The 13,192-nt window shown below is 59.3% G+C and carries 11 protein-coding genes and 2 pseudogenes; 2 read left to right on the plus strand and 11 right to left on the minus strand.

The annotated features are described in order from the left end of the window. Positions 1-147: 147 nt before the first annotated feature. The 10 genes and pseudogenes from pptA to ACP4QI_RS11180 all read right to left on the minus strand — a co-directional run bounded on the left by pptA (position 148) and on the right by ACP4QI_RS11180 (position 9,231). The gene (gene pptA, locus ACP4QI_RS11135) at positions 148-378 is read right to left on the minus strand and encodes a tautomerase PptA (protein ID WP_142489529.1); all 231 of its coding nucleotides are present in this window, start codon (positions 376-378) and stop codon (positions 148-150) included. Between the two features lie 32 nt (positions 379-410). After that, complete coding sequence (locus ACP4QI_RS11140) at positions 411-1,031, minus strand: glutathione S-transferase family protein (RefSeq protein ID WP_426494625.1); 621 nt, start codon at positions 1,029-1,031, stop codon at positions 411-413. Positions 1,032-1,070: 39 nt separating this feature from the next. After that, positions 1,071-1,958 carry a transporter substrate-binding domain-containing protein gene (locus ACP4QI_RS11145; protein WP_426494624.1) on the minus strand — a complete coding sequence of 296 codons (888 nt, stop codon included), beginning with the start codon at positions 1,956-1,958 and terminating at the stop codon, positions 1,071-1,073. A gap of 9 nt (positions 1,959-1,967) precedes the next feature. Next, complete coding sequence (locus ACP4QI_RS11150) at positions 1,968-2,741, minus strand: amino acid ABC transporter ATP-binding protein (protein ID WP_142489532.1); 774 nt, start codon at positions 2,739-2,741, stop codon at positions 1,968-1,970. Next, positions 2,725-3,648: an amino acid ABC transporter permease gene (locus ACP4QI_RS11155; RefSeq protein WP_426494623.1), complete on the minus strand. Its 924-nt coding sequence runs from the start codon at positions 3,646-3,648 to the stop codon at positions 2,725-2,727. The genes ACP4QI_RS11150 and ACP4QI_RS11155 overlap by 17 nt, the downstream gene beginning before the upstream one ends. Positions 3,649-3,657: 9 nt before the next feature. Next, positions 3,658-4,167, minus strand: a complete 510-nt coding sequence (locus ACP4QI_RS11160; protein WP_142489534.1) for a GNAT family N-acetyltransferase — start codon at positions 4,165-4,167, stop codon at positions 3,658-3,660. Between the two features lie 9 nt (positions 4,168-4,176). Beyond that, positions 4,177-6,452 (minus strand): annotated as a pseudogene (locus ACP4QI_RS11165) (NtaA/DmoA family FMN-dependent monooxygenase). A 15-nt stretch (positions 6,453-6,467) separates the two neighbouring features. Further along, entirely contained in the window at positions 6,468-7,589 is a 1,122-nt protein-coding gene (locus ACP4QI_RS11170; protein ID WP_426494622.1) for an amidohydrolase, read from the minus strand. Then, the gene (locus ACP4QI_RS11175) at positions 7,586-8,581 is read right to left on the minus strand and encodes an LLM class flavin-dependent oxidoreductase (RefSeq protein ID WP_426494621.1); all 996 of its coding nucleotides are present in this window, start codon (positions 8,579-8,581) and stop codon (positions 7,586-7,588) included. The genes ACP4QI_RS11170 and ACP4QI_RS11175 overlap by 4 nt, the downstream gene beginning before the upstream one ends. Positions 8,582-8,691: 110 nt before the next feature. Continuing rightward, positions 8,692-9,231: a (d)CMP kinase gene (locus ACP4QI_RS11180; protein WP_285128722.1), complete on the minus strand. Its 540-nt coding sequence runs from the start codon at positions 9,229-9,231 to the stop codon at positions 8,692-8,694. Positions 9,232-9,579: 348 nt separating this feature from the next. Here ACP4QI_RS11180 and ACP4QI_RS11185 point away from each other — a divergent pair, with 348 nt between their 5' ends. Continuing rightward, on the plus strand, positions 9,580-11,115 hold the full coding sequence (locus ACP4QI_RS11185) for a methyl-accepting chemotaxis protein (protein WP_426494620.1): 1,536 nt from the start codon (positions 9,580-9,582) through the stop codon (positions 11,113-11,115). A gap of 257 nt (positions 11,116-11,372) precedes the next feature. Here the strand turns inward: ACP4QI_RS11185 and ACP4QI_RS11190 are convergent. Next, positions 11,373-11,778, minus strand: a pseudogene (locus ACP4QI_RS11190) (Fic family protein). A 165-nt stretch (positions 11,779-11,943) separates the two neighbouring features. Between ACP4QI_RS11190 and ACP4QI_RS11195 the strand changes: the two are divergent. Then, complete coding sequence (locus ACP4QI_RS11195) at positions 11,944-13,191, plus strand: MASE1 domain-containing protein (protein WP_426494619.1); 1,248 nt, start codon at positions 11,944-11,946, stop codon at positions 13,189-13,191. Position 13,192 lies beyond the last annotated feature (1 nt).

A 13,192-nucleotide genomic window follows, 5' to 3' on the forward strand; every position in this document is an offset into this window, starting at 1 on the left:
CACAAATATAAAATAAATGCCTTTCAACCAAGTTTAAACAACAAAATGACGAATACGTTATTTTATCCGGCAGCCTCATTTGCCGGGTGGCGGCTGCGCCTTACCCGGCCTACAGGGGTACAGAACCCGTAGGCCGGGCAAAAGGTTTTACATCGAATATCCCGGCTTTTTAATCAACTCATCCAGCTTCGGACCAATCTCCGTATCCCAGACCTGCGCTTTCCAGTCGGCTTCCTGAACTTCGTTCAGCGCCACCGAAATGGAGCGATCTTTACTGTTCAGATGGCGAGTAATCACCTCGGCGATATCTGCCGCCAGCGCGGTTTTTTGCTCGTCGTTCAGGTCGCGGGGAAAACATTTGATATTGACGTGTGGCATGTGCAGGGCTCCTTTTGAGTAAGCGTTCCAGACTAGCAGAGTATCTCGTTGTCTTTTAGCACCTTGTGCAGTTTCGGGAGCCTGCACACGCTATCGGCAATGGCGGTAATGTTCGGCGTGTTGGCGGCAAACCAGTCCGGGCGAGGCCCCCAGATACGCATCACGCACAGATAGCAGTCGATAAGGGTGATCTGCTCGCCAAAGGCGTATGGCGTTGCTTTGAGGTGGTTATCCAGCCAAAGATAGAGCGATTTACGGTATTCGCGGCAGTTTTGTTGCAGCTGTTCGGGGGCGTCCGGTGCCCAGCGCTCCGGGTAATCGGCGTAGGTAAAGGTGGGATAAACGTTAGCCACCAGCCAGATCAGCAGGCGCTGAAACTGCTGGCGATCCGGGTGCCCGACGGGAGGTGCCAGATCGGGACAGCGATCCAGCACCAGCAGCGCAATGGCTGCCGTTTCCGTCATGATCTCGCCGTTCTCCAGCTCGAGGGTCGGCACCTGACACAGGGGATTCAGTTTTTCGAGCAGTTCGCGCGTCGCGCCCGGCTTATCGAACCCGTCGACGCTAATAAACTGATACGGAATATCGGCGAGGGTCAGCATCACTTCACTGATGGCTGAGCCCCAGCCGGGAACGCCATAGACTTTGATCATCGGCTATACCTCGGTCAAAGCCTTAAGTGTAGAGCAGCCTCAGTAGGTTATCCCGGGCGGGTTAACCTCCGACTGCGCCACCGCCTCGCCCTGCTCGCCCCAGCGCGCCAGCACCTTCTGGTATTCGCCGCGCTGGATGGCCCCGTCGAGCGCCGCCTGGAGGGCATACACCAGCTCGTTACCCTTTTTGGTGGTGGTGGCGACATACGCTTTTTTCGGCCCTAAGCCCACTACCCGGGTTTTACCGGTCAGGGCCTCTTTATAAGCCGATACCGACTGCGGGCCAAAGAACACGTCCGCCCTGCCGGACTGGATATAAAGATTGCCTGAGGCGTCGTCGGTAAGGTAGACCGGCAGCGCAGGCTCGCGCCCGGCGGTTTTGTTCTCTTCGTTCCATCCCAACAGAATGCGCTCCTGGTTGGTGCCGGAGCCAACAATCACCTTTTTGCCTGACAGATCGGCGGCGTTCTTGATCGACTGCACCTCGCTGGTGGATTTCACCGAGAAGGCCAGGTTATCGACGCGATAGGTGGCGAAGTCAAACTTCTGTTTACGCTGCTCGGTCACCGCAATGTTGACCAGCGCCACGTCGTAGCGCCCGGAGGTGATGCCCAGCGGCCAGTCTTCCCACGCCGTCGGCACCAGCTTGAGTTTTAAACCGAGGCTGCCCGCCAGCAGCCGGGCGATATCCGGGTCACTGCCGATGCGGGTGCGGTTATCGCTGGCCAGCAGCGCCAGCGGCGGCGAGTTCAGCGCCGAAATGGCGACGGTTAAGGTGCCCGGTTCGACAAATTTATAGTTTGCGGGGATCTTCGCCACCGCCTGCTTATCCACCGTCACCGGCATCGGCTGCTCGTTCGCCTGTAAATCAATGGCGGCGTGGCTTGTAGACGCCACCATTAACAACGCCAATAATCCCTTTTTCATCTTCTCTCCTTACAGCACTTTGGACAGGAACTGCCGCGTTCGGGCGTGGGACGGACGGTTCAACACCTCGTCGCTGCTCCCCTGCTCGACGATTTTGCCGTCGACCATAAACACCACCTGGTCTGCCACTTCCCGGGCGAAGCCAATCTCATGGGTCACCACCACCAGGGTAGTGCCGGAGCGGGCCAGCTTTTTGATCACGTCCAGCACCTCACCCACCAGCTCGGGGTCCAGCGCCGACGTGGGCTCGTCGAAAAGCATCACCCGCGGACGCAGGGCCAGGGCACGGGCAATGGCGATACGCTGCTGCTGCCCGCCGGAAAGGTGCCGCGACCAGGCGTCGGCCTTATCGCGCAGCCCCACCACGTCCAGCAGATCGTAGGCCCGATCGACCGCTTCTTTTCGGCTCAGCTGTTTGTGGGCAATCGGCGCCTCAATCAGGTTCTCCAGCACCGTCAGGTGCGGGAACAGGTTGAAGTTCTGGAACACGTAGCCCACGTTGATGCGCTGTTTGAGGATCGCTTTCTCCTTCAGCTCGTACAGCGTGTTGCCCTCCCGGCGATAGCCGATGTAGTCCCCGTCTATCTGGATAAAACCTTCATCAACGCGCTCGAGGTGGTTAATGGTGCGCAGCAGTGTGGATTTACCGGATCCGGACGGGCCGAGGATCACCGTCACCGAGCCCGGCGGGATCTCCAGCGAGACGTTATCCAACGCCTTGTGCCGACCAAAAAACTTGCTGACGCCGGTAATGGAAATATGTCCTTCAGGAGAGGCTCGCATGGACAGGCTCCTGTGTGGTTTGGGTGGTAACGGAACGGGTGCGGGTGGCGCGGGAGGTGTTCACCGCCGAACGGCGCTCGCTGCGGGCCAGAGCACGTTCAACCAGATGCTGAATGGCGGAGAGTACGGCGGTGATCACCAGATACCAGACGGCACCGACCATCAGCAGCGGGATCACCTCCTGGGTGCGGTTGTAGATCATCTGGATGGTGTAGAACAGCTCCGGCATCGCCAGGACGTAAACCATCGCCGTGCCCTTGGCGAGGCTGATGATTTCGTTGAACCCGGACGGCAGAATGGTGCGCAGCGCCTGCGGCAGGATGATGCGCAGGGTGCGGCGCGAGGCCGGCAAACCCAGCGCGGCCGCCGCTTCATACTGGCCGTGATCGACCCCCAGGAAGCCGCCGCGAATGATCTCCGCGGTATAGGCGCTCTGCACCAGCGTCAGGCCGACAACGGCGGTGGAGAACTGCCCCAGCACGTTGATGGTCTCAAAGCTGCCCCAGGTGATGCTGGTGAACGGCACGCCGAGCGACAGCGTGTCGTACAGATAGGAGAAGTTGTAGAGGATAATCAGCACCACAATCAGCGGCAGGGAGCGGAACAGCCAAATATAGCCCCAGGCGAGGCTGCTCAGCAGCCACGAGGATGACAGTCGGGCCAGGGCTAACATGCCGCCGATCGCCACGCTGAGCGCGGTGCCGATCAGGGTCAGGAGCAGCGTCTGCCCCACCCCTTCAAGGATCACCGGATCGAAGAACCAGCGCGCGAACACGCTCCACTCCCAGCGCGGGTTAAAGGCCACCGACTGGATCACCACCGCCAGCACAAACAGCGCCACAATAGCCCCCACCGTGCGCAGCGGGTAGCGCGCCGGGACCACTTTGATGGTTTCAACGTTGTTCATCGTCGTTCCTCATGCCGATTTACTGAACGCTTCGCGTACCAGCGTTTTGGTGAAGCGCAGCCGTCCGTCGAACGGCGGCTGGCTGTACTCTTCCGGGTCGCGGGTCAGGTCGAACTGCGCCGCGTAGCCCTGGCTCAGGTAGAGCCGCACCGCTTCCGGCTGACGAAAGCCGGTGGTGAGGTAGATCTGGCTGTAACCGGCCAGTACCGCCCGGCGCTCCAGCTCCTGCACCACCCGGGCGGCAAGTCCCTGCTGGCGCAGGGATTTGTCGGTCCAGATCCGTTTGATCTCGGCGGTCTGCCCATCGAAGGGTTTATAGGCCCCGGTGGCGATGATTTTTCCGTCGCGCTCCAGGACAATAAACAGCCCCTGCGGCGCCAGATACCACTCGGTCAACTCGATCTCGGCATCTTTAGAGAAATAGTCGCCGTAGCGCGCCGCGTACTCGCCGAACAGCCCCTCGATGATGGGCTGAAGATCGGCGTCCTCCGGCGAAACGTCACGAAAAAGGTCGCTCATAGGTTCTCCTTAGTCGCCAAGGCCGGCCGGATTCACTTCGGAATTCGGGATGCGCTCCACGCCTTCACCCCAGCGGTTCAGCACCTTGTCATAGTCGCCGTTCTTGATCACGCCGTTCAGGGCGGTCTGCACCGGCTCGGCCAGGCCACTGCCTTTTTTCAGGGTCACGGCGATATGCGCCGCCTTCGGCCAGCCGCCGTCGACGCTGCCCACCAGTTTAGTTTTACCGTTGAGGGCCGCTTTCCACGCGCCAATCACGTTCGGGCCAAAGTAGGCGTCCGCGCGACCGGACTGCAGGGCCAGGGTCTGGGCGGCATCATCTTTGGTGTAGATAGGGGTGAACGGCTTCAGCCCCTTCTTCTGGTTTTCCGCATCCCACGCCAGCAGAATCGCCTCCTGATTGGTACCGGAGCCAACGATAATCCGCAGCCCGGCGATGTCTTCCGCCTTCTCGAGCTTCTTGATTGGGCTGGTGGATTTCACGTAGAAGCCCAGGGAATCCTTACGGTAGGTGGCGAAATCGAACTTCTCTTTACGCTCTTTGGTGACGGTGATGTTGCTGATCGCCGCGTCGTATTTGCCGGAGGTCACCCCCAGCGGCCAGTCTTCCCAGGAGGTGGGCACCACGTTCAGCTCCAGCCCGAGGCTGTCGGCCACCAGACGGGCGATATCGGCCTCGCTGCCAATCAGGGTTTTGTTGTCATCGGCAAACACCGTCAGCGGCGGCTGGCTCAGCCCGGCAATCGCCACGGTGAATTTACCCGGCACCACCGGCTTAAAGCTGGCCGGCAGCTGGGCGATGGCCTGCGGATTTTTTGCGGTGTTGATCGGCGTTTTGTTGGCCTCGAGGCTGACTCCGGTGCCGTTAATGTTGACGTTCTCTGCCCAGACGGCAGGGGTAAAGGCCAGCGCGAGCGCCAGAATAAGCGATGATTTTTTCATGGCAGGTTCTCTTATTGTTGTGTGCGTTATTGTTGTGTGAACTGATTAACGGGCTGGTCTAATCCCAGGCTCTCACGCAGGGTGGTGCCGGGGTATTCGGTGCGGAACAGGCCGCGCGCCTGCAACAGCGGCACCACCTGATCCACAAAGCGCGGGAAGGTATCCGGGGTGCCGCCCTGGATGATGAACCCGTCCGCGGCATAGCCCTCAAACCACTGCTGTAAGCCATCAGCAACCTGTTCCGGGGTGCCGGAAAAACGCGGACGCGGCGAGGCGGCTTCCAGCGCCACCTGACGCAGGGTTAAGTTGCGCTCCCGGGCGTTGCGTTTGATCTCATCGGTGGTGCTGCGGAAGCTGTTTTTCCCCAGATCCCCAATGTCCGGGAAGGCTTCATCCAGCGGATACTGGCTGAAGTCGTGATGCTCAAAATAGCGGCCCAGATAGTTCAGGGCATCGTTGATGGAGACCAGCGCGGCGGTGGTCTGGTACTGCTCCTCCACGTCGGCGGCGTCTTTCCCGACGATGACGCTCACCCCCTGGAAGATATGCAATTCGTCCTCACGGCGGCTATGCTGCTTCAGCTGACTTTTCACGTCGTGCCAGAACGCCTGGGCTTCTTCGTAGGTGTCATGGTGGGTAAAGATGGCATCGGCATGTTTCGCCGCCAGCTTTTTGCCGTCGTCCGAGGCGCCGGCCTGGAAGACGATCGGCCTGCCCTGCGGCGTGCGGCCAATGTTCAGCGGCCCGGCTACCTTAAAGAAATCCCCGTGGTGATCGAGGGTGTGCAGCTTTTTAGGGTCGAAGAACTCCCCGGTCTCTTTGTTACGCACAAAGGCGTCGCCCTCCCAGGAGTCCCACAGCCCTTTCACCACGTCGAGATACTCATCGGCGATGCGGTAACGCAGGGCGTGCTCCGGGTGCTTGTCGCGGGAGAAATTCTTCGCTGAACCTTCCAGCGGCGAGGTGACCACGTTCCAGCCCGCCCGGCCGTTGCTGAGATGGTCGAGGCTGGCAAACTGGCGTGCCACGGTGAAGGGCTCGCTGTAGGAGGTGGATAAGGTGCCCACCAGCCCCAACCGTGATGTGACGGTCGCCAGCGCTGACAGCACGGTCAGGGGCTCAAAGCGGTTGAGAAAGTGCGGGATCGACTTCTCATTGATGTAGAGGCCATCGGCGACAAAGATAAAGTCGAGCTTGCCCGCCTCGGCCTTGAGGGCCGTCTCTTTGACAAAGTTAAAATTGATGCTGGCATCGGCAGGCGCTGCCGGATGACGCCAGGCCGACATATTCCCCGAGGCGCCATGCAGTATCGTGCCCAGGCGCAGTTGTCGTGTTGCGGACATATTCACTCCTTACCCTTAAAGTTGATTCAGTGCTTTTTCCGCAAGCTGGGCGAAATATCGCGCGGCGGGTTCAATTAAGGCCTCGTCCGGGTTAAAGGCCGGATGATGTAAGCCATACTGGCTGGCGCTGCCGATGCTGACGAAAGCCCCGGGGATCTGCTGCAGGTAGACGGCAAAATCCTCCCCGCCCATGTGCAGCTCGGCCTGCCGGGTCTCATACCCGGTTTCCCGCGCCACCGAGGTGGCAAACTCGGCCCAGTTGGCGTCGTTAACCAGCGCGGTAGGCCCGGCATACCAGGTGATGTCGATCTGCGCGTTAAAGGCGGCGGCAAATCCGGCAGCGATTTCGGCCACCCGGGCCTTCACGTTCTGTTGCACTTCCGTGCGATGGGTACGCAGGGTCCCCTCCAGCTCGACGCTTTCCGGCAGCACGTTCCAGGTGTTGCCTCCAGTAATGCGCGTCACGCTCAGCACCACTGAATCCAGGGTATTCACGTTGCGGCTGGCGACGCTTTGCAGGGCCGTCACCAGCTGGCTGGCGAGTACAATCGCATCGTTGCCTTCATGCGGACGGGCGGCGTGCGCCCCCTTGCCGGTAATGCGAAATACGAAGCGGTCAACGTTGGCGTAGAACGGGCCGCCGCGGGTGGCGAAGCTGCCCACCGGCAGACCGGGTTCGTTATGCATGCCGAAGATGGCGCTGACGTCGCGCAGGGCCCCGGCGCGCACCAGGCTTTTGGCGCCGCCGAAGTTCTCCTCCGCGGGCTGGAACAGGATCCGCACCCGGCCATTAAGCGCGTCTTCGCGGGCTTTCAGTTTCAGGGCAGCGCCGAGGATCACGCTGGTGTGGATGTCGTGGCCGCAGGCGTGCATGACGCCCGGGCGTTGGGAGGTAAAGGCTACGCCGCTGCGCTCCTCAATCGGCAGGGCGTCGATATCGGCCCGCAGGGCAATCTGTTTATCACCCTTCCCCACTTCGGCAACCACGCCGGTGTGCAGGTCATAGGGCAGGACGGTGATCCCGGCGTCACCCAGCCACTGGCGCAGGCGGGCGGTGGTTTGTACTTCCTCGCCGGAAAGCTCCGGGTTCTGGTGCAGCTCGCGGCGCCAGGCGATCAGCTGTTGTTCGAGGCTCATGCAGCCACCTCCCTCTGCTGTCGGGCCTGGGCCAGCAGGCGCAGGGACTGCACCCGGGCGGTGCCGTCGGCAACCGGGGTATCAATGATGAATTCGTCGATGCCCCACTGCTGATGCAGTGCCTCCAGCTGTTCGAGTACCGACTCCGCGGTACCTGCCAGCAGGGACTGGGCGCGTCGGGCGATGCGCAGCGGCTCGCTGCCCGCCTGGCGAGCAAAGGCATAAGCCTGCTCCTCGCTGGCAACGGTGACCCGCTGGCCGTTGGTAAGCTCAACGCCCCACACTTCGACGGATTTGGCCAGCTCCTCGGCCTGCGCCTGGGTTGGCGCAACGATGGCCTGCACCGCGACAATCACCTCCCGGGCGCTATGGACGCGCCAGGTGCTAATCACCTCGCGCAGCAGATCGGGATCGCCATTCAGATGGGCAGCAAAAACGAAGTCCCAGTCGAGGCTGGCGGCCAGGCGTGCGCTCTCCGCACTGGCGCCCAGCAGGAAGCCCGCCGCCGGAACCTGAGGTAACGGAGTGGCACGAACCGCCTCCTCCTGTGAAATCGGGTTGATCCAGCCATCCAGCTGCGCCAGCTGGTCGGCGAAATCGCCCTTCTCCTGCTGGCTGAGGCCGAGCTGTAACGCCCGGGTCGAGAGCGGCAGGCCGCCCGGCGCTTTGCCGACGCCCAGATCCACACGCCCGGGGGCGATAGCCGCCAGCAGGTTGAAGTTCTCTGCCACTTTGTACGGGCTGTAGTGTTGCAGCATTACCCCACCGGAGCCGACGCGAATGCGTCGGGTCTGCCCGAGGATCCAGGCAATCAGCAGCTCAGGCGACGGACTTGCCAGCTGCGGGGTGTTGTGGTGTTCGGCAATCCAGAAGCGGTGATAACCCAGGGTTTCGGCCTGTTGCGCCAGGCTTAAGGTGCGCGACAGCGCATCGGCGGCCGTTTCGTTTTCTGCGACAGGACTTTTATCCAGAATGCTGATTCGCCAGGACATGTTGCAATCTCGTTTGACTAAACATGTCGCCATTATTAAAGGGCGATTTCACCTCTGAGAAACAATTAATTTACATTTGGTTTGCCGGATTTCAGAAATACCGCGTCGGACTATCGCGATGAACGGAGCCCGGCGATCAGGGCGTTGGCCTGCTGGCGGGAGGTGATGCGCACGAAGCGGATATGGGCAAAAGCCGGGTTTTGCATATCGGCCTCGTAGCGCACCCGGTTGCTGCGCCAGGTTTTGATTGTCCACAGCAGGATCGATTCCCGGCTAAAGAAGGTGCGACGAAAACTCTCCCGGTTGCCGGTGCCGGGCCACAGCTCCTGCTGCGTCCAGGCGCGTTTAACCGCCCGGGTGACGGCCTGACGCAGGGTGCGGGCCAGGCCGTAATCGACCCATACCACCAGATCGACGTTGCGCCATTTTATCGGGCGGGTGCGGTTGTAGTTGCCGTCCAGCACCCAGCCTGGCGTGGCGCTGAGCGCCGTCTCCAGCTTTGCGAACATGACCTCGTCCGGGGTGCCCTGCCAGTCAGGACGCCAGTACAGAGTGTCCATTTCGATACAGGGCAGTGCCAGTTCACTAGCGATCCTGCGGGCCAGCGTGCTCTTACCACTGCCGCTGGTGCCAATAATATTGATTTTCATCACATTTCCTGATGCGTCGGGAAAAACGGGCTAACAATGATAATGTTTTATGAATGTTAATGAAACACGATTTCGGAAGTGTCGTTTTCGCCATGGAGCCATTATTTCCGTTATATTTGCCTTAAGTCGGTTTATTTCCCGCCTGCATTGATATTCACCCCCTGCTGATTGCATTTTTATTACATAAGCACCGGTTAATACAAAAAAATAGTTAATTCAGGCGCTTTCTAATTCATTAATTTTTGTGGAGAATACGCCAGCCGTAATATTACAGAATAAACAGTTAACCTTGCCTGAAACTTTTTTCGGGCGGCTTCTCTTTACACAGACATCACCATGGAGTTATTCATGAGGCGTAACAATCAAGTTACACAAAACGAGTATTTGCTTAACGAAGGGTCGACCCTAATGTCGACCACCGATATCCAGAGTCATATTACGTACGCGAACTCGGCCTTTATTGATGCCAGTGGTTATAAAGAAGAACATCTTATTGGTGAACCGCATAATGTGATCCGCCATCCTGATATGCCCCCGGAGGCATTTGGCGATATGTGGTTTACCCTGCAGCAGGGCGAGAGCTGGACCGGGCTGGTGAAGAACCGCCGTCACAACGGGGATCACTACTGGGTGCGGGCCAACGTCACGCCGGTCTACCAGAATGACAGCCTCACCGGCTATATCTCGGTGCGCAATATTCCCGAACGTCGTGAGATCGATGCCAGCGAGGCGCTCTATCAGCGGGTGCGAAATAACGAAATAAAAGGCCATCGTTTTTATAAAGGGGTGCTGGTGCGTCGGGGAATATTCTCCTTCCTCTCTATTTTCAAACGGCTCAGTACCGCGAAGCGGGTTAATTACTCCCTTGGTATTACCGCCCTGCTCGCTTTGGCCCTGCCTTTATTATTCTCTACCGGAATAATGCAGTCCGTCGTCCTGGCGCTGCTGTTTATTTTGCTGGCGTTATTTCTCAATACCCAGATCTGTCGCCCGGTAAAAACCATCGTTAAACAGATGCAGCGCGTGGTGTCGGGTCGCAAGACAGATTACACCCATTTCGATCGCGTCGATGAGATTGGCTTAATGATGCGACTGGTTAACCAGTCCGGATTAAACCTGAACTCGCTGGTGGATGATGTCGGGACGCAAATCAACGGTATCCGCGATATCAGCCAGCAGGTCGCCAAAGAAGGCGATGCCCTGCAGGCCCGCTCGGAAGAGACCTCCGGTGATCTGCAGCAGACCGCTGCGGCGGTGGAAGAGATTGCCAGCGCGGTAAAACAGACCGCACAAACGGCGGAAGAGGCAATCCGGATGGCCGACCAGACCAGCGCCAGCGCGTATAGCGGCGAAGCGGTGATGAAGCAGACCATCGGCGTGATGCAGTCGGTGTCGCGGGATAACGGCCAGATTGTCGATATCATCGCGGTGATCGACCGGATTGCCTTCCAGACCAATATCCTGGCGCTGAATGCCGCGGTTGAGGCCGCCCGCGCCGGGGAGGCGGGACGCGGCTTCGCGGTGGTCGCCGCCGAAGTGCGTTACCTGGCCCAGCACTCTGCTTCAGCAGCGAAGGAGATCGCATCGCTTATCGAGAAGAACGTCGCCAGCGTCAACGCCGGGGTGGATATGGTGGAACAGACCGAAACCCAGCTGACCACCATGATTGGTAACGTGCTGAACATGTCGGCCCTGATCAAGGAGATCGGTCACGCCACCCAGGAACAGACCCAGGCGCTGACCCTGATTAATGAATCCATTTCCCGTATCGGGGTGATGACCCATAACAACACCGGGATGGTGGAGCACGTCACCCAGGCGGCCAACCACCTCACCCAGCGCACCACCCGCCTGCAGCAGGCGATTGCGGTGTTCGGCGGCTGAACAACATCGGGGCGAAAATTTGTTTTCGCCCCGATGAATGGGTGACGGTACGAACCACCTTGCTAATGGCACGGTTCCTCCCTAAAGTTCCAGAGCCATTCAGGAGGTACATAGCATGAGAAAAAAACCATCACCAAAGCTCAGATCTATCGTTCCGTTGCCAGCTCAACCGCGATCGAAACAGGCGTTTCTGTACAAAAAATTGAGCAGCAACTCAAACAAAATCAGGCCCAGGCGAAAGCCGTTGGTCTCGCCCGCTAATCAGGCAGAATATCGTCAACCAGTTGCATCATGGGGCTGTAGTTGCCTGACACACCAGCCTGAATCGCCTTGAAGTAAAAAGTCTTGTGCTCGTCCCACAAGCTATAATCTAGCACCCCTTTTCCCGCCAGAACCGACAACATGTCGAAGAGTAGCCGCGACAGACGTCAATTACCTTCCCTGAAGGGATGAATCAAAATGAACTCAACATGACATTCAGCCAGATAACGAACCAGTTAAGGGCGGGTCATTGATTTCAACTCGCCGGAACAGCAGAGATATTGCTTCCCGAAGCCAGCTATCAGCATGGGGATCCTGTTGGCGGCTGCAAACTGAAAACCGTCCTTTATTCGCCATAACTGTGTCACCGGATCCAGGCTGGTAACGCTGTTCCGCTGAAATTAGTTCATATTTTGACAAGCTTCTACCGCCATTCAGCAAACCGTCGCTGTGTTGGCTGATCTCCTTTCACCCTGCGCCTGGCGACTCATCGCCACGGCAAAAATGGCTAACCCGGCGAAAAGGTCATATCTTTTTTAAAGCGACGGTCGCTGCCGGGAGCCCTGGATGAAAGCAGATAAACTGACGTTAGCGGTCTCGTTACTCGCCTGGGGCGCACTCTATTATCTGCTGGGCTGGATCTCGTTATTTCTCGACGGTCCTGAGAGCCGGGCGGCCTTTATCTGGCTGCCGTCGGGCGTGGCCGTCACCGCCTTTCTCATCACGACGCGAAAGCGGTGGCTCGCGCTCTGGCTTACCCTGTTCCTTGCCCGCCTGTTACTGGGGGTGACCTTTCAGCATACGCTTCACGTCTCGCTGGTGCTGGCCCTGTTTTCGCTGACCAGCCATCTGGGCATTGCATGGAGCGTGCGCTACTTTTCCCGGGGCTACGACCGCCTGCACAAAATCGTCAACTGGGTGATTTCCACTATCGTCTTCAGCGCGCTGGCGGCGCTGGCGGGGGTCGGCTGGCTCTCCCTGATGGCCGGGAGCGTGCAGATGCCGTGGCTGTGGATCGTCTGGAGCGCCAACGTCACCGGCACGCTGTTTGTCACCCCGCCGCTGATGGGCCTGCTGGCCCCGGCCGATAAAGGGGCGCGGCAGGAGTCATTAGCAGGCGTGTTTTTAGTGTTCGCCGTGTTGTTGACGACCCTCTATATCTTCAACGGCGTGCCCGACCGCAGCGACAATATCGCCCTGATTTACGCCCTTGCCTGCCTGCCGCTGGTCCTGCTGACCGCCACCACCGTTATCTGCGGTAATCGCCTGGCATCTCTGGCGTTTATCCTCTTTAGCGCCGTGGTGATCTACGCCTCCTGGCGCGAAACCGGCCCCTTTTATTTCGCCCGCCTGACCCCGGAGGAGTCGATTTTGCTGGCGCAATGTTACCTCTCCGCCGCTGCCCTGCTGCTGGTGTTTATTCGCGCCCAGAAAACGCATACCCCCGCCGACCGTCATCCCCGGTCTACGGCCTACTCCCTCGATCCCGAAACGGGTCGCCTGGTCTGGGATCCTCATGCGCACCCGGCCCTCGCCGCCGCGTTAGCCCAGGTCACCACCCGGGAAGCGCTGCTGATCCGGGTACCCGATGCGCGACAGCAGGCGCAGATGGCCGCCCGCTGGCAGGCGGTAGCGGACAGCCAGCCCGTTGCGGAGGCATTTCGTTTTACGCTGGCGCTCCCGAACCATCCGCCCATCAGAATAACTGAACGAAATATGCTGCTGATGACCGATAAGGATCGCCCGGTGATTGTCGCGTTCTGGTCTGAAAACAAGGAAAGCCTGTTTCAGCCCGCGCCGCAGGAGGAGAGTTAAC

The organism is Leclercia sp. TB492 (assembly GCF_049974505.2).
Lineage (GTDB): Bacteria > Pseudomonadota > Gammaproteobacteria > Enterobacterales > Enterobacteriaceae > Enterobacter > Enterobacter adecarboxylatus_C.